15 protein-coding genes and 1 pseudogene are annotated in these 16373 nt (G+C 58.2%); 2 read left to right on the top strand and 14 right to left on the bottom strand.

Annotated features, from left to right (window positions below):
- Nucleotides 1–160: 160 nt before the first annotated feature.
- The 12 genes and pseudogenes from ABL922_RS03245 to ABL922_RS03190 all read right to left on the bottom strand — a co-directional run bounded on the left by ABL922_RS03245 (nt 161) and on the right by ABL922_RS03190 (nt 12733).
- On the bottom strand, nt 161–1381 hold the full coding sequence (locus tag ABL922_RS03245) for a putative peptidoglycan glycosyltransferase FtsW (RefSeq protein ID WP_349022766.1): 1221 nt from the start codon (nt 1379–1381) through the stop codon (nt 161–163).
- Nucleotides 1381–2670, bottom strand: a complete 1290-nt coding sequence (gene murD / locus ABL922_RS03240; protein ID WP_349022765.1) for a UDP-N-acetylmuramoyl-L-alanine--D-glutamate ligase — start codon at nt 2668–2670, stop codon at nt 1381–1383. The genes ABL922_RS03245 and murD overlap by 1 nt, the downstream gene beginning before the upstream one ends.
- Nucleotides 2667–3737: a phospho-N-acetylmuramoyl-pentapeptide-transferase gene (gene mraY / locus ABL922_RS03235; RefSeq protein ID WP_349022764.1), complete on the bottom strand. Its 1071-nt coding sequence runs from the start codon at nt 3735–3737 to the stop codon at nt 2667–2669. Before mraY ends, murD begins: the two co-directional genes overlap by 4 nt.
- Nucleotides 3737–5125, bottom strand: a complete 1389-nt coding sequence (gene murF / locus ABL922_RS03230; protein WP_349022763.1) for a UDP-N-acetylmuramoyl-tripeptide--D-alanyl-D-alanine ligase — start codon at nt 5123–5125, stop codon at nt 3737–3739. The genes mraY and murF overlap by 1 nt, the downstream gene beginning before the upstream one ends.
- Nucleotides 5122–6548 (bottom strand): annotated as a pseudogene (locus tag ABL922_RS03225) (UDP-N-acetylmuramoyl-L-alanyl-D-glutamate--2,6-diaminopimelate ligase). Before ABL922_RS03225 ends, murF begins: the two are co-directional and overlap by 4 nt.
- A complete protein-coding gene (locus tag ABL922_RS03220) occupies nt 6548–8284 on the bottom strand; it encodes a penicillin-binding protein 2 (protein ID WP_349022762.1) in 1737 nt (578 codons plus the stop codon). Before ABL922_RS03220 ends, ABL922_RS03225 begins: the two are co-directional and overlap by 1 nt.
- Nucleotides 8281–8886 (bottom strand): hypothetical protein, encoded by a 606-nt coding sequence (locus ABL922_RS03215; protein WP_349022761.1) that lies wholly within the window; start codon nt 8884–8886, stop codon nt 8281–8283. Before ABL922_RS03215 ends, ABL922_RS03220 begins: the two co-directional genes overlap by 4 nt.
- Nucleotides 8883–9836: a 16S rRNA (cytosine(1402)-N(4))-methyltransferase RsmH gene (rsmH, locus tag ABL922_RS03210; protein ID WP_349022760.1), complete on the bottom strand. Its 954-nt coding sequence runs from the start codon at nt 9834–9836 to the stop codon at nt 8883–8885. The genes ABL922_RS03215 and rsmH overlap by 4 nt, the downstream gene beginning before the upstream one ends.
- On the bottom strand, nt 9833–10324 hold the full coding sequence (locus ABL922_RS03205; RefSeq protein WP_324333301.1) for a hypothetical protein: 492 nt from the start codon (nt 10322–10324) through the stop codon (nt 9833–9835). The genes rsmH and ABL922_RS03205 overlap by 4 nt, the downstream gene beginning before the upstream one ends.
- A 320-nt stretch (nt 10325–10644) precedes the next feature.
- Complete coding sequence (locus ABL922_RS03200) at nt 10645–11454, bottom strand: DUF4350 domain-containing protein (RefSeq protein WP_349022759.1); 810 nt, start codon at nt 11452–11454, stop codon at nt 10645–10647.
- A 4-nt stretch (nt 11455–11458) separates the two neighbouring features.
- Nucleotides 11459–11716 carry a hypothetical protein gene (locus ABL922_RS03195; RefSeq protein WP_349022758.1) on the bottom strand — a complete coding sequence of 86 codons (258 nt, stop codon included), beginning with the start codon at nt 11714–11716 and terminating at the stop codon, nt 11459–11461.
- Between the two features lie 18 nt (nt 11717–11734).
- On the bottom strand, nt 11735–12733 hold the full coding sequence (locus ABL922_RS03190) for a cysteine synthase A (protein ID WP_349022757.1): 999 nt from the start codon (nt 12731–12733) through the stop codon (nt 11735–11737).
- A 188-nt stretch (nt 12734–12921) separates the two neighbouring features.
- On the opposite strand from ABL922_RS03190, the gene ABL922_RS03185 reads away from it, so the two are divergent.
- On the top strand, nt 12922–15066 hold the full coding sequence (locus ABL922_RS03185) for a TonB-dependent receptor (RefSeq protein ID WP_349022756.1): 2145 nt from the start codon (nt 12922–12924) through the stop codon (nt 15064–15066).
- Nucleotides 15067–15140: 74 nt separating this feature from the next.
- Nucleotides 15141–15263, top strand: a complete 123-nt coding sequence (locus ABL922_RS03180; protein WP_115548067.1) for an entericidin A/B family lipoprotein — start codon at nt 15141–15143, stop codon at nt 15261–15263.
- A gap of 6 nt (nt 15264–15269) precedes the next feature.
- Here ABL922_RS03180 and tatC read toward each other — a convergent pair whose 3' ends face one another.
- Nucleotides 15270–16046, bottom strand: a complete 777-nt coding sequence (tatC, locus tag ABL922_RS03175) for a twin-arginine translocase subunit TatC (RefSeq protein ID WP_349022755.1) — start codon at nt 16044–16046, stop codon at nt 15270–15272.
- Complete coding sequence (gene tatB, locus ABL922_RS03170; RefSeq protein ID WP_349022754.1) at nt 16043–16366, bottom strand: Sec-independent protein translocase protein TatB; 324 nt, start codon at nt 16364–16366, stop codon at nt 16043–16045. The genes tatC and tatB overlap by 4 nt, the downstream gene beginning before the upstream one ends.
- Nucleotides 16367–16373 lie beyond the last annotated feature (7 nt).

Raw genomic sequence — 16373 nt, 5'->3', positions numbered from 1 at the left:
TGCCATGAGCCAAAATCGGCCCGCCCCGGAGGGGTCGTTCGTAGGAAGCCATTGGCTGCGTCGCAACGCTCGCACGGACTACCAGTCCGCGCTTCGCGCTGCTCCTATCCACTGGCTTCCTACGAACGATCATGCTGCCTCTATATAGTCTGGAAAGACCCTATCGCCCATTCCCGATATAGGGTGACTGGTCAAGGAAAGGGTTTCGGCGCGTCAGCGCAAGCATCAGTCCGCAACACAGACAGAGCGCCAGCGTCGACGATCCGCCATAGCTGATAAAGGGCAGCGTCATGCCTTTCGACGGGAAAATTCCCAGATTGACCGCGATGTTGATCATCGCCTGACCGCAGAATTGCGCGGCAAGCCCGGTGACTGCGAGCAGGATGAACTGGTCCTGTTCGTCAAGCATACGGATTACGACGCGGACCAATATGGCGAAAAACAGCACGGCGATCACCATGCAAGCGAGCAGACCGAATTCTTCGCCGACGACCGAGAAGATATAATCGGTATGCGCCTCGGGCAGTGCGAATTTACGCGTGCCGAGGCCCGGCCCTGTGCCGACCAGACCGCCAGCGGTCAGCGTTGCCATCGCCAGCTTGTCATGCGTGATGCCATCGGTGCCAAATATCCATGCGTCGATACGCTGCTGCGCGACGGGGTAGAAATTATAGGCGGCGATGATGCCTATCAGTCCGCCGATGGCGCTCGACCAGAGCAACTTTGCTTGCACACCTGACACCATCATCAATGCAAACCAGATACCGCAGAACAATATCGTCTGGCCAAGGTCGGGCTGCAGCATCAGTGCGCCGCAGATCAATGCCGTAAAGCCCATCGAAATCGTCCGCACCGGCAACGTCGGATCGCGTTGTCGCCAGCTGATGATCCATGCCATTGTCACGGCATAGCAAGGCTTCAGAAATTCGGACGGTTGGAAGCTGGCCGGGCCAAGGCCGAACCAGCGCTGCGAACCATTCACTTCCTTGCCAAGCAAGGGAACCAGCAGCAGAAGCAAAAGGAAGAGACAAAAACCGCCAATTGCAATCCGCTTGGCCTGTTCACGCGGGTAGAGTGAAATGACAAACATCACCGGTATGCCGAGTGCAACCCATGCCAGTTGCTTGTAGAAGAAATAGAGCGGGCTGAGCGATGCTGTGTCGGTCGAAAGGCGGCGTGCGGTTGCAGGGGAACCTGCTGCTACTGCGATAAGACCGATGGCAATGAGAACCAGAAAAAGCGACAGCAACATGCGATCAAGTTCCCAGAACCAGATGCTAAGCGGTGATCGGTCACCCCGCCCCAAACGGTTCGAAAGATCGCGCTTGCCGCCAAATCCGGGCGGCAGGCTGTTTCCATTGCCCTTCAAAATGTCCAACATCACGACCCCCCGTAGCGCAATGCAGTCACTATTTCCCGGAAACTGTCGCCCCGGTGTTCGAAATCACGAAATTCGTCAAACGAGGCGCTTGCAGGAGAAAGAAGCACCGCTTCGCCTGCTTTCGCTTCGCCTGCAGCCGCCAGCGTGGCGTCGCGGAGTTTGGGATACACGCTCACTTCTACCTTGCCGCGCAATAGGGCAGCCAGCATCGCACCATCTTCGCCAAATGCATAAGCCGCCAGCACATTGCCCAGATGTGGCAGGCAGGCATCCAGATCGTCGCCTTTAGCTTGGCCACCCAGCAACCAACGGATGGCCGGGTATGCCTCCAGTGCTGGAGCGGTCGATGTCGGGTTGGTCGCCTTGCTATCATTGACATACAGCACGCCATTCACTTCGCCGATGCGTTCCATACGGTGCGCAAGCCCCGGATAGGTGGCCAGACCGCGTTCGATGGTTTCGGCGTCAATCCCCAGCGCCTCGCAAGCTGCGATCGCGCAAGCTACATTCTGCGCATTGTGCGGCCCCTGCAGCGAGGGCCAGCGGCTCTGGTCTTGGATATCCTTGGCCGAAACGCGACGCAGCCGGTGGTGGATACGGCTGGCGATCATGCGACAGGGATCGTCATCGACCGCGATCACCGACACCTTGTCGGCGTGCTGCATATGGAACAATCGCTCCTTCGACGCCGCATAGTCCAGGAAACCATCGTAACGATCGAGATGATCCGGCGTGATGTTGGTCAACACAGCAACATCGCAATCCAAACTATAGGTCAGGTCTATCTGATAACTCGAAAGTTCGAGCACATAGACTCCGCCCTCCGGCAAAGGTTCTTGCGACAATATTGGCAGGCCGATGTTTCCGCCCATCAGCGACGGCAATCCTGCCGTCTGCATCATGTGATGCAGCAATGCGGTTGTCGTCGACTTGCCATTGGTGCCCGTGATGCCAATCACCTTATGCATTGGCAGCTTGGCCCGAGCGAGCGCGAATAGTTCGATATCACCGATGATCGGCACATTGGCATCGCGCGCCTTGTTCGCGATCGGGTGGGTGTTGAGCGGGACGCCCGGCGAAAGCACCAACCCGTCTAAACCGGCCAGATCGAATTCCATCGGATCGGCAAAGGTGACGTCGCCCGTGACCTGCGCTCTTGCCTCTTCGCGCGTATCCCATGCGGTTACGTCGGCACCGCTCGCGACCAGACTGCGCACAGTGGCAAGGCCCGACCTTGCAAGGCCGAGCACTGCATAGCGTTTGCCGCGAAAGGCGTCAGAAGTGATCATCTGAGCTTGAGTGTCGCCAATCCTGCCAGAGCCAGCACAAAGGAGATGATCCAGAAACGGATCACAACGGTCGATTCCGGCCAGCCCAATTGTTCAAAATGGTGGTGGATCGGTGCCATGCGGAACACCCGCCGCCCGGTGCGTTTGAACCAGAAGACCTGAATAATCACCGAAAGCGCCTCGACAACAAAAAGACCGCCGATAATCGCGAGAACGAATTCATGATGCGCGACCACGGCGATCGCACCCAGCGTGCCGCCAAGGGCAAGGCTTCCGGTATCGCCCATAAATACTGCCGCAGGTGGCGCGTTGAACCAAAGAAAGGCAAGCCCCGCCCCTATGATCGCCCCGCACAATATCGCCAGATCGCCTGCCCCTAGGATGAAGGGCACGCCGAGATACTCGGCATATTTCGCATTGCCCACCAGATAGGCGATCAGCATGAAAGCGAGCGACGCGATAATGACTGGCATGGTTGCCAGCCCGTCCAACCCGTCGGTCAGGTTCACAGCATTGCCAAATGCCACGATCACAAAAGCGCCAAAAATAATGTACCAATAACCGAGGTCGACGACCGGTCCGTTGATGAAGGGGAAGTAGAGTTTTCCGCCCGTTTGGTGAACGATCAGGGCAACTGCGGCGCCCGCAATCAGGAACTCCAGCAACAGGCGCAATTTTCCCGAAACCCCGGCAGTGCTGCGCTTTTTCACCTTGTCATAATCGTCCATGAAGCCAACCAAGCCAAAACCGAGCATCACAACGATGCACGCCCAGACATAGCTGTTCGAAAGGTCCATCCAGAGCAGCATCGAAATCGCAATCGACGTCAGGATCATCAAGCCACCCATGGTCGGCGTGCCGACCTTGGCGAGGTGCGTTTGCGGCCCATCGGAACGGATCGGCTGTCCCTTGCCCTGGCGCACGCGCAGCATGTTGATGAAGCGCGGACCGATGATGAGGCCTATCACAAATGCCGTTCCCACAGCCGCACCCGACCTGAATGTCAGGTACCGAAATAGGTTCAGGAAACCCGCAAAGTCGAAATATTGCGCGAGCCAGTAAAACATCAATCCCCTCCGCCGAGTAAAGCCTCGACCACCGCGGATAGGCCCACGGAATTCGACCCTTTGATCAGTATCGCGTCACCGCCGCGCACTTCGTTGCAAACCCTCTCCGTCGCATCGGCAACAGACGCGCAATGGGCGAATTTTCCGGTCCAGGCAACATCGCCTGCCAACGCTTCGGCTAGCGGAGCCATCTCTTCACCGACTAGCAGCAAATAGTCGACTTTGGCAGCTTCGATCGACTCACGAAGGCCGACATGGAATTTGGCAGACTGGTCGCCCAACTCTTTCATCGAGCCCAGCACACTAACTCGCCGATCGACATCAGCGTCACCTAGTCCCTTAAGGGTCGCCGCCATCGAAGCCGGATTAGCATTGTAGCTTTCGTCAATCAGCAGCGCATCGCCGCCTTGAACAGCAATCCGGTGCCGCGCGCCGCGCCCTTTCAGCCCCCGCATGTCGGCAAGAGCCAGCCCTGCGACCGCCAGATCGGTACCGACCGCCTGCACAGCAGCCAGCACGGCGAGCGAATTCGCCACCCAATGATCGCCGGGCTGCGACAATTCATATTGCAGCATTGCACCTGGCAGTTTGGCCGTGATCAGGCTGCCACCATTGGCGCTGGCCAGATGGTCGATACAGCGCACATCGGCGCTTTCCGAAAAGCCGAAGCTGACAATCCGAGAGGCAAATTTTTCCGCATGTCGGCGCAACCGAGCGAAATGCGGGCTATCTGCAGGAATGATCGCCACACCACCCGGTTCAAGGCCTTCGAAAATCTCCGCCTTGGCGTCAGCGATACGATCTTCGCTGCCGAAATGCTCGATATGCGCCGGAGCGATGGTTGTAACGATAGCAACATGTGGGCGAACAAATTGCGTCAGTGCGGCCAATTCGCCTGTATGATTCATGCCCATTTCAAACACGCCAAATTCGGTCTCGCGCGGCATACGCGAAAGGCTTAGCGGGACGCCGACATGGTTGTTATAGCTTTTGACCGAACGGTGCACCCTCTCTGGCGCAAAACGATCGAGCGCCGCAAATAGCGCCTCTTTGGTTCCAGTCTTGCCAGCAGAGCCGGTAACGCCGATGATTTTGCCATCAACACGCTGGCGTGACGCCATGCCGAGCTGTTCAAGCGCACGCATGGTATCGGGCACTAGGACGTGCGGGCCATCGACAGGCGCGCTTACAACCGCACCGCTTGCGCCGCTGGCAAAGGCTTGTGCGACGAAACGATGACCATCGGCCTGCTCACCCTTCATCGCAAAGAACAGATCTCCGGACCCGATTTCGCGCGAGTCAAAAGCGACGCCATTGCACTCGAAATCTGTGCTGGCCGAAGCACCTGTAGCGGTGGCGATTTCGGCTGATGTCCAAAGCGGGCTCATGCGGCACACTCTCGCGCCACTTCGACATCGTCGAACGGATAGACCTTGTCGCCAATGGTCTGGCCCAGCTCGTGCCCCTTACCAGCGATCATCACAATATCTTCGGCAGCGGCAAGACTGATGGCTTTCGCAATCGCCTCGCGGCGGTCACCAATGTTCAGCGCGGAGGGCGCTCCGGCTAGGACTTGTTGGCGAATGGTGGCAGGTTCTTCGGTGCGCGGATTGTCGTCTGTGACGATTATGATGTCTGCATCGCGCGCGGCGATTTCGCCCATCAAAGGACGTTTACCGATATCGCGATCACCGCCCGCACCAAAGACAAGGATCAACTTGCCCTTGGTGTGCGGGCGCAGCGCAGCAATGGCCGCTTCCAGACCGTCTGGGGTATGGGCATAATCGACATAGACCGGCGCGCCACTGCGGCTGATCGCTGCCCGTTCGAGCCGCCCCCGCACCGGCTGCAGCCGCGCCAGATTGGCGATCACATCTTCGGCATCGCACCCGCTCGCAATGGCAACACCCGCCGAAACCAGCGTATTTGCCGCCTGATAGGCCCCGATCAGCGGCAATTTGACCTTGCTGACTTCACCCTGCACCGAAATTTCGAGCGTCTGGCCTAACTGGGTTGGCTCGCGCGAAATCAGCTTGATGCCCTGCCCTTGCGTGCCGACAGTTATCAGCCGCAACGGCCTTTCCTTGGCCCGGGCTATGGCCTTTTCCGACCATTCATCGTCAGCCCAGATCACCGCCGTAGCATTATCGGTTGCCACCTCATCGAACAGTCGCATTTTAGCTTCGAAATAGGCCTCCATCGTGCCGTGATAATCAAGATGATCGCGGCTCAGATTGGTGAAAGCGACCACTGACACTGGAACACCTGCGATACGATATTGATCAAGGCCGTGGCTCGACGCCTCAAAAATGGCATGCGTCACGCCTTCGCGTTCCAGCCCGGCCATGTTCGACAGGAAGGTTACAATATCAGGGGTGGTCAGGCCGGTGCGCACCTGCTCATTAGCGGTTGTGATACCCAAAGTTCCGATTGACGCCGCACTATGCCCGTTCATCCGCCACAACTGGCGCGTCAATTCGGCTGTCGAGGTCTTGCCATTGGTTCCCGTGACTGCCGCGACATGTGCTGGAAAGGGTGCGAAGAAGCGCGCTGCAATCATAGCAAAGGCCTGACGTGGATTGGCGTCGGCGATGTGGATTGCACCTTCGACGCGTGCCTCTGGGCGTGCGACTACAGCAATGGCACCTGCCTCTATCGCCGCCGGAATGAAATCTTCGCCATTGGCGGCTGAACCCTGAAATGCGCCGAATATTGTGCCCGGCGCGACCTTTCTGTTATCGATGGCAAACCGGTTACGCGCGTCGAGCCGGCATCACCAGCCAGCTCGCCAATCAAACTGTCGAGGCGCATCAGGTGCTCCCTTTGGGAGACCAAAGGAGCGGCATCAGTTCGGATACGTCGACATCGCGGTGGGTATCGGGAATGATCCCGAGTTGCGGACCGATCCGCTCTACCGTGCGCTTCACAATCGGCGCAGCGGTGAATCCAGCAGTGCGCTGGAAAGAGGTTTCGGTCGAGCCTTTGGGTTCGTCTACCATAGCGATGATGATATAACGCGGATTATCCATCGGGAAAGCCGCCGCGAAGGTCGAGACGACAAGATTCCGTGCATAACCTCCCGCATTTGGCTTTTCTGCGGACCCTGTTTTTCCGCCGACTCGATATCCGGGGGCATCCGCCTTCTTACCAGTGCCGTCGACAACTATCATGCGCAGCAACTGGCGCATGCGCGCGCTGGTGGCAGCGGTGAATACGCGGCGGCTAACGGGCTTTTGCCCCGGCTTGAATTTCTTGAGGGTGGCCGGGTGCCACATACCGCCATTCACCATCGCTCCATAGGCCGAAGCGAGGTGGAGCGGCGTCACCGACATGCCGTGGCCATAGCCAACGGTCATCGTGGTCAGCCGGCCCCAGTTGGCAGGCCACAATGGGCGCGAGCGCTCGGCTAGCTCGATCGACGGTCGCCGGTCAAACTCCAGATTGCGCGCCATCTGCTCCATCTTTTGTTGACCCAGATTGTCGGCAATCCGCGCTGTCACGATGTTAGAGCTGTGGATCAGCGTTTCGGGAACGTTGAGCCAACGGCCCGATGGATGGCTATCCCGGATTTTAAAGCCCCCAATCGCCAGCGGCGCAGTGGCATCATAGCGAAGCGACAGATCGCGGACTGTGCCCGCATCGAGCGCTGCAGCGACCGTGAGCGGCTTGAACGTGGAACCCAGTTCGAACACCCGATTGGTGACGAAATTTGTTTGGCGGCTGATCGGATAACGACCATCGATGATGATCTCGCCATTATCGGGGATGTTGGCGAAAACGGGGCGGTTGGGGTTGAACGAGGGCAGGCTGGCCATTGCCAGCACTTCGCCGGTATGCGAATCCAGAATCACGCCAGCCGCACCTTTGGCGTTCGTCGTCTCCATGCCTCTCGCGAGTTCGAGTTCGAGAGCGGCCTGCACCCGGACATCGATCGACAGTTCGACCGGTTTACCGCGAGTTTCCGGCGCACGCAGATGCTTGTCCATCACCCGCTCCATCCCGAGCGCACCCTTACCGTCGCGGCTAACGAAACCGAGAATATGCGCGCCGAGTTCATGTTGCGGGTACAGACGCGTGCTTTCGCGCGGAAATTCGATGGCGATTTCGCCCAGATTGTGCACCGCTCGAACCTCTTCGGGCAAAGCGCGCTTGCGCAGATATCCGGGTGCCTTGGCCGTTAGCTTGGCGTAGAACTCAGCTTCGGGTGTATCGGGAAATATACGCGCCAGACCAGCGGCCAGTTCTTTGGGATCATTGACCAAATCGGCTGGCTTGACCCAGATCGCATAGCCCTGGATCGTCCGCGCCAGTGGCGCTCCGTTACGGTCGACGATATCGCCGCGCTCAGGCACAAATTCACCAGGTGTTGCCCCGAATGCGCGGCTGCCTTCAAACAGCGCCAGCGTCGCCAAACGACCGACAATCAGCAACAGGAAAATCGCAAACAGCCCGACCAATACAAGCAACCGCCAGAAAGCAATGGCAGCATGAACCCTCGTCGCATTGATGGCATGGCGGCTATGCGGCCGGACGACGAAAGTGGTCATTGCCGCTTACGCTCCTTTTCCGACTTGGTCTGGATTTCGTGCATCAGGCTATCGGACAGCAGCTTATCGTCCATCCGTGCCAGCCGCTCGGTACGCGTTGCAGGCTCGGCGGACTTCACCTTGTTATCCTTAGGCCTTTCGACCGCCTGTCGCGTCTCTGCAACCGGCGCGACCTTTTCATCGGAGGCCACCGAGCGAATGGCCGCACTGGCATCTGCAAGGATCGAAGAGGCAGCCGCTCCGCCACCGCCAATGTCGCCTGCGGGCATATCAACCGCAACCAGAACCGGCTTTACCAGCGGCTCCGATCCGCTCAGGCTGGCAAGACCGCGTTCACCATCGATAAACTGGTCGGCGCGCGGCGGCTCATAGCCATAGAGCAGCTGGTTCCACTCTTCGAGTTGTGCGACGCTGGCACGGGTGCGGATTTCTGCCTGCAGGAAATTGATTTCCTGCTTCGTTTCCAGAATGTCCCGGTCGATGCGTGACAAGTCGCTGTGCAGCGCGGCTACGTTGAGCGACAACGGATAGAGCAGTACTGCAACCATGAACACCAGCGCTAGCCAGCCGATATTTTTGAGGCGCTTCATCGCTAGAGTCATGCCGCCAACTCCTGCTGTGACCATGCAGGAGCATCGGTGCGGATGGCCGAACGCAAGGTTGACGAACGGGCACGCGGGTTATTCTCAATCTCGCGTGCACCCGGACGAACCGCCTTAGCGGGCTTTTCAAAGGTGGCGATGCGGCTCGCCTTGACGATCGGCATGTGCCGCGAGCCGGCAGCCATCGATCCGCTGCGTTCGCGCAAGAATTGCTTGACGATACGATCTTCAAGGCTGTGGAAACTGACCACGGCGAGCCGGCCGCCGGGTTTCAAAATGCGTTCAGCGGCTTCAAGGCCCGCGGTGAGTTCATCGAGTTCACGGTTGATATGGATGCGCAGCGCCTGAAAGGTCCGCGTGGCGGGGTCCTTGGGTGCGCCAGCGCGGTGACCGAGTGCTTTGCGCACGACATCGGCCAGCTTGGTGGTGGTATCAATAGGGCGCGCAGCCACGATGGCGCGCGCGATGCGGCGCGATTTCGGTTCTTCACCGTAAAGATAGATGACATCGGCGATGTCGGCTTCTTCGGCTGTGTTGACGAAATCGGCGGCACTCTCCCCCGACTGGCTCATGCGCATGTCGAGCGGCCCCGCCTTCTGGAAGGAGAAGCCACGATCAGCCTGGTCGATCTGCATTGAAGAGACGCCGATATCGAGCACGACGGCATCAACCTGTTGCACGCCGCATTCGGCGAGCCTTTTGTCCATTTCTGAAAAGCAGGCGGAGTGGAAGTGCAAGGCACCGCCACTCCGCTCTGCAAGGTCAGCACCCGCTGCGGCGGCATCGGGATCGCGATCAAATGCATGAACGCGCGCACCCGCAGCCAGGATAGCCCGGCTGTAACCGCCAGCACCAAAGGTGCCATCCACGACATCTGAACCAGGGGTGATGGCCAGAGCGTGAATTACTTCATCCAGAAGGACTGGAATATGGGAGGAAGACTGCGTCACTTGCCGCGCCTTCCATGTTCGCCCAGCCAATATTCCAGCTCTTCGCGAACATGTGCAAAGGCGGGCGGGGCGGAATCGAGGAACACATCCGGGTTCCACAACATGAAATGCGTGGTCGCGCCGAAGAAGAAGGCTTTCTCGCCCAGCTTGCCGAAATGACGAAGCATGGGTTGCAGAACGAAGCGGCCGCTATTTTCGAACGCGGTTTCAAAGATGGAGGAAGCAACTACGCCCGCGCTCTCGCGGTCAAATTCGCCACCGCGCTGGACAGCAGCCTGCCATTGCGCCTCGATATCGGCGCGCAGCTTCTGCCGTTCGGCACGGCCGTAACCGATCAGGCAGGGAAGATTGGGGTGGCGCGAGATGCAGACAATATTCTCGCCAGAAGATTCCGCAACCGTGTCGCGCAGTTCAGCAGGTATGGTGACGCGCCCTTTGGCATCGATCGTCGATAGTCCGGAACCGGCATAGACAACAAATGCGGACACAGCCCAGAATTACCCCTTCCCTTCGGGCGCAATCCCTCATCCGCTAAAGCGCAACGCCCTCGCGTCGACGTTCTCTTGAACGCAACAAATTGGATTTCACCCCGATACAGACAGTCCATATCAAGGGAATTCGTGGGTGAAAAGAGGGATTCTATGGGAAAGAATCGCAAAACTACGTTATCTAATTGTATTTATTGTTTATTTTTCTTTTCCGCAGCTCGCGCATGCCAAAACAAAGCCTATCCTCTCACCATTGGCACAGAACATCATGCCATTGTTTTTGAACGTATTTTTTACATCCCGCATCTTCAGCTCCAGATTTAATCTAGGATTTCCCCACGCTGTCCCACAGCCCGTTGACCCTGTTCGAGTCGCGTCAAAAGCCGTTCCACCCATGCGATATTTTCCGAATTGTCGGTGCCGGGAAGCGCGGATTGCCAAAGGCTGACATGCAGCAGATCCGCGTCAGCAACGAGGATCACCTGCCCCTTTCCCGGTCGGCACTCGGCAATCAACGGCGTTTTGCCAATCCGGCAGACCCGATCGCTGGTTGCCAGCGACTGCCATTGTCCCGCAGATATAACCTGCACGCCATGCGTCCCGATTTGGACATCGGACTCGGCGGACTCGGTTTCCGCCTCCATCGGGAGCACCAGCTCGATCCCCCAATGGGCGAATAGCGGCGAATGCATCGAGGTGAAGAGCGGCCGGGCCGGATCGCCGATCGGCAAGTCGCTTGGCCATTGCAGGGCGGGGTCGGCGAAAAAAAGCAGGCGGCCGCCCGCACGCACCCATTGATCGAGCCGGACAAGTTCCTCGGGCGAGAAAGGCCGCGGCTGCACCAGCAAGGCAACCTTGGCGCGTGAAGCCTGCAACTGGGCCACATTGTCCACAGCGCTGATTTTATGTGTTTCCGATAGGCGCTGATAAAGCGCATCGGGCTCGGCTTCCCCTTTTGCAAGCGCACCGAACTCCGCCTCGCCCCATCGCAGATCGATACTGGACATAAGCACCAGCGGTTCGTTCTTACTGTCTGTTGTTTGGCGCCCTTGCCATACCCATAAGCCCACCACCCCCGAAAGCAGGGCAAACAGCAGCAACGCCCAAAGGCGACGGTTGCGCGCAATCATCGATTTAATTCGTGACAGTCTGATTGGTCTTGGGCTCTGTTTCCGTACCGACCGACGGCGTCACTCCCAGTTCAGCCAGCGGCTCATCCTTGGGCTGCGGCTCTGCTTGTTGACCAGTAGCAGTCGACGCAGGCGCTGTATTCAGGCCATCATCGGCGCGATCGAGGATCATATTTGCAATCGAAACGAACAGCAAAACGGTCAGCAAACCCAAAAGGCCTACCTGAATGCGCTGAACAGCGGATTGTGCCGGACGTGCCATCTGGCGATTAAAGCCCAATCAATCGGCTTTGTCCAGTTGCCACGGCATCGGCGGCAATCCCTTGGCCCGCATCCATTCGGGATTGTAGAGTGTCGAAAGGTAGCGGAAGCCGGTGTCGCACAGGATCGTGGCGATCCGGTGCCCCGGTCCGAGCTGCTTGGCCAATTCTATTGCCCCGGCGACATTGATGCCGGAAGAGAGGCCCAGGCACAGCCCTTCTTCAGCCAAAAGGCGGCGAACCCAGACGAGGCCTTCTTCGTCCGAAATGCGGAACTGGGTGTCGATGGGTGCACCATCAAGATTGGCGGTGATGCGCCCCTGCCCGATGCCTTCAGCCACCGAATTACCCTCGGCCCGCAATTCGCCGTGGGCATAATAATTATAGAGTGCCGCGCCATGCGGATCGCTGAGCGCGATCGTGACATTTTCGTTCTTGGCTTTGAGGCCGAGCCCAACCCCCGCAATCGTGCCGCCAGTGCCGGCCGCACAGGTAAAGCCATCGACCCGACTGTCCATCTGTTCCCAGATCTCCTCAGCCGTCGTTTCGATATGCGCGCGGCGGTTGGCGATATTGTCGAACTGGTTGGCCCAGATCGCATTATCGGTTTCCTCTGCAATGCGGCGTGAAGTGTGCACGAAATGGCCGGGATTGGAAAAAGGTGCTGCAGGCACTAGCACCAGCTGGGCTCCGAGCGCGCGGAGCGTATCCTTTTTTTCCTGGCTCTGCGTTTCGGGCATGACGATGATCGTTTTGTATCCGAGCGCATTGCCGACCAGTGCCAAGCCGATGCCGGTATTACCAGCGGTGCCTTCGACGATCGTTCCGCCCGGTTTCAATATCCCCTGCTCTTCTGCATCGCGCACGATGAATAGCGCGGCGCGATCTTTTACCGAGGCACCCGGATTGGCAAATTCGCATTTGCCGTAAATCTCGCAGCCGGTTTCCGCGCTTGGCCCCTTGAGCAGGACGAGCGGGGTGTTGCCGATAAGGTCCAATGTCGATGGCATAGTTTTCATGGAACCACAGGTAGTTTCGGATGCAACAAGACGCAAGCGATGGCGGCTTGCGCCTTTGAAAGCTGGGCTTTGCAGAAAGGAAGCAGTTCGTCGCAGTTCAAACGCTATTTGTCGAAACCGCCCGAATGAGTATTGTTATACTATATCATTTGATCTAGCAGGCCGCAAACAAGGCCATAGGGAATGATATGAAATCGCTTCTCCGTCAAAACGCGGCTGCTTCGATACTTGCATGCATGCTGATCTCCTCTCCGTCTTTTGCGCAGGAAAAATCGGATACAGATGCTAACGACGACGATTTTCACCGCACTGGTGAAATTGTCGTCACTGCTCCCTACTTCGAGCGACTCGATTTGCTCGCCGGCACGTCTGCGATCTCGGGCGAAGATTTGGCGCAGCAATCCCGCGGGCAGATTGGTGATACGCTCCTGTCGCTCCCCGGTGTGTCGGCGACAAGCTTCACACCCGGATCATCGCGCCCGGTCTTGCGCGGCTTTCAGGGCAATCGTGTAGCAGTGCTTACCGATGGTATTGGCAATATCGACGCTTCGAACACATCTGCCGACCATGCCGTCACAATCGAATCGCTGACGACCGAGCGGATCGAGGTGCTGCGCGGCCCCGCTGTCCTTCTGTTCGGAGGGCAAGCCGTTGGCGGTGCGGTCAATGCCATCGACAAACGCATACCCCGTGCAGTGCCGGAAGAGGCTGTGCATGTCGATGCGCTTGCCGGTTATGGCAGCGCAGCAAACGAATGGTCGGGCGGCGCGTCAATCGATGTTCCGCTTGCTGATCGTTTCGTGATCCACGCCGACGGCAGCTATCGCAAGAGCGATGACCTGCGCATAGGCGGCTTCCAGCTATCACCCGACTTGCGCGCTGAAGTCCTCGATCTGGCTGACGAAGAGGAAAGCGACGGCCACCTCGATATAGCCGAAGAGCTGCGCGCTGCAGCTGCCAATCGCGGGCGCGTCCCCAACAGCGCTGTCGAAACCTGGACGGCAGGCCTTGGCACCGCGTTTATCGATGAGGGCGGAAATCTTGGCGTTTCGTTCAGCATCTACGACACCAAATATGGCATCCCGGGTCGCCCCGGCGTTGGTCACCACCATAAGGAAGTCGTCAGCACCGGCGAGCAAGTTTCGATGGCCGAAGGCGATGAGGCAGCCGTGACTATCGGCCTGCGCCAGTACCGCGCCGATCTGCGCGGTGAAGTTGAAACCGGCGATGGCTTCCTAGAAAAACTGACCTTCCGCGCGGGCTATGCCGATTACCAGCACACCGAATTCGAAGGCGCAGACGTCGGCACCATTTTCAAAAGCCAGGGCTTTGAAGGGCGCGCCGAAGCGGCGCAAGCGAACCGCAATGGCTGGCGCGGTGCGAGCGGCATTCAATATATGTCACGCGATTTCGAGGCGATCGGCGCAGAGGCCTTTGTTCCGCCTAATCGTACGCGCCAATTGGGCCTGTTCACGCTGCAGGAATTCGATCTGGGCGGCGTGCATCTCGAAGCCGCGCTGCGTTATGACCGGGTCAGTCAGGAAGCACAGACACTTGGCATAAAGCGCAACTTTAACACCATGTCCGCCGCATTCGGGGCCGCCTATCTGTTTGGCGACCTGAAAGTCGGGATCAACGCTTCTCGCACCGGTCGCGCGCCTTCAGTTGAGGAACTGTTCTCGGACGGCCCCCATGTTGCGACGCAAGCCTATGAAATTGGCGATCCGACGCTTCGCAGCGAAAAGGCGTGGAATGCCGAAATCTATGCGCGCTATGACAGCACCAATGTCGATGCCACGCTGACAGTCTATTCGAACTGGTTCGATGGCTTCATCTATGAAGATGCGACCGGAGCGGAGCAGGATGACCTACCCGTCTTCCAATATTTCCAGAGCGATGCCCGCTTCTGGGGCTTTGAAGCCGATATGTCCGCGCGGCTGGGCCAAATCGGCGGTTTCGATATCGTAGTCGATGGCGTTGCCGATTACACCCATGCGTCGATCTCTAACGGTGGCGGCCCTGTGCCCCGCATCCCGCCGCTCCGCCTGCTGGGCGGGTTGGAACTGCAAAGCGGGAATCTGGATTTGCGCGGCGAAATTGAATGGTCCGCCGACCAGCGACGCAATGCTGCGTTCGAAACTGTAACGTCCGGCTTCACGCTGGCCAATGCCTCCGCAAGCTGGCGGCCTTTCGGACGCGACCGCAACATCGCGCTGATTGCGTCGGCTAACAATCTGTTCGACGTCACGGCTCGACGTGCCGCGTCCTTCACAAAGGATTATGTGCCTTTGGGTGGGCGGGACTTCCGTCTAACGGCACGATTCAGCTTCTGATTGCGGTTTGACTCATCGGACGTTCAGCTTAGACTTTCCAATGTCGGCTGAACGCCACTTTTGAGGAAATATTTATGCGCAAACTGATCGCAACATCGTTGATTGCAGCAACATTGCTTTTGTCAGCCTGCAACACGGTAAAAGGCCTCGGCGAGGATATCGAGTCGGTCGGCGAAGCGGGCGATCGCGCAATCTAAGCGGCTCTAAGCCGCCTCAACTCCCTGTTCTACCTCAGCTTCCGATTTTTCTCGGCGGCGCTGGGTGAACCAAATTGCGACAAGCGCCAGTTCGTAGAGCAGGCAGAGCGGCACTGCCAAGAGCAACTGTGAAACAACGTCAGGCGGTGTCAACACAGCTGCAACGGCAAACGCGCCAACAATGGCATAGCGCCGACCAGCTTTTAGCTGGTCGCGCGTTACGATCCCTGCGCGCTCAAGCAGCATCAGCAAAACCGGCAACTGAAAAGCCACGCCAAAGCCGAAAATAAAGGTGGTGGCAAAGCTGAGATAGTTGCCCACGCCAGGCAGCGCTTCCTGTGTAATGCCGCCGACCTCGCCTTCAAATCCGAGGAGGAATTTGAGCGCAACCGGCATCGCGCCAAAATAGGCCAAGCTCGCACCGAGACCGAACAAGATCGGCGTCATCATCAAAAACGGCAGGAATGCCTTCTTCTCGTTTTTGTAGAGCCCGGGTGCAACAAAGCGCCAGATCTGCGTCGCCAATACCGGAAAGCTGACCATCATCGCCGCGAACAGGCCAACCTTCACCTGCACGAAAAAGGCTTCAAAAATGTCGATATAGACCAGCTTGTCCTGCCCGACATTTTTGAGCGGCTGCACCAGCCAACCGTAAATCGGTTCAGCGAAGTAAAAGCAGACGCCGAACGAAATCGCGAGGGCCAGCACGCACCACAGCAAGCGGTTGCGTAGTTCGATCAAATGATCGAGCAGCGGCATCTTGCTTTCGTCGATATCCTTCACTGCTGCGCCTCGGCCTTGGGTGCCGCAGGCTCGGCAGGTTTCGCTTCAACGTCGGGAGGAGGCAGCGAATCATATTCTCTGACCGGCGGATGCTCGCGCATGATGCGCTCATTTTCGGCCGCCCATTTCTTTTCCAAATCATCGAGTTCTGACTGGCGCACCATTTCGTCGATGCCGCTGCGGAAATGCGATGCCATCCGCCGCGCCTTGCCGACCCATTGCCCGACATAGCGCAGCACACGTGGCAAATCCTTTGGTCCGATCACCAGCAGTGCGACCAGAGCGACCAAAAGCAATTCGCCAGATGCGATATCAAACATGCGGGTT

This window comes from Sphingorhabdus sp. (genome assembly GCF_040079335.1).
In the GTDB taxonomy this organism is placed as follows: domain Bacteria; phylum Pseudomonadota; class Alphaproteobacteria; order Sphingomonadales; family Sphingomonadaceae; genus Sphingorhabdus_B.
This window is presented reverse-complemented; position numbering and strand designations above follow the sequence as displayed.

Bases quoted from the DNA above. Each gene is read 5' to 3' on its own strand.
- ABL922_RS03190 (WP_349022757.1), bottom strand. From the start codon at position 12,733: ATGAAAACTATGCCATCGACATTGGACCTTATCGGCAACACCCCGCTC.
- ABL922_RS03180 (WP_115548067.1), top strand. From the start codon at position 15,141: ATGCGCAAACTGATCGCAACATCGTTGATTGCAGCAACATTGCTTTTG.
- ABL922_RS03195 (WP_349022758.1), bottom strand. From the start codon at position 11,716: ATGGCACGTCCGGCACAATCCGCTGTTCAGCGCATTCAGGTAGGCCTT.
- mraY (WP_349022764.1), bottom strand. From the start codon at position 3,737: ATGTTTTACTGGCTCGCGCAATATTTCGACTTTGCGGGTTTCCTGAAC.
- murD (WP_349022765.1), bottom strand. From the start codon at position 2,670: ATGATCACTTCTGACGCCTTTCGCGGCAAACGCTATGCAGTGCTCGGC.
- murF (WP_349022763.1), bottom strand. From the start codon at position 5,125: ATGAGCCCGCTTTGGACATCAGCCGAAATCGCCACCGCTACAGGTGCT.
- tatB (WP_349022754.1), bottom strand. From the start codon at position 16,366: ATGTTTGATATCGCATCTGGCGAATTGCTTTTGGTCGCTCTGGTCGCA.
- ABL922_RS03245 (WP_349022766.1), bottom strand. From the start codon at position 1,381: ATGTTGGACATTTTGAAGGGCAATGGAAACAGCCTGCCGCCCGGATTT.
- ABL922_RS03220 (WP_349022762.1), bottom strand. From the start codon at position 8,284: ATGACCACTTTCGTCGTCCGGCCGCATAGCCGCCATGCCATCAATGCG.
- ABL922_RS03185 (WP_349022756.1), top strand. From the start codon at position 12,922: ATGAAATCGCTTCTCCGTCAAAACGCGGCTGCTTCGATACTTGCATGC.
- ABL922_RS03200 (WP_349022759.1), bottom strand. From the start codon at position 11,454: ATGATTGCGCGCAACCGTCGCCTTTGGGCGTTGCTGCTGTTTGCCCTG.
- ABL922_RS03215 (WP_349022761.1), bottom strand. From the start codon at position 8,886: ATGACTCTAGCGATGAAGCGCCTCAAAAATATCGGCTGGCTAGCGCTG.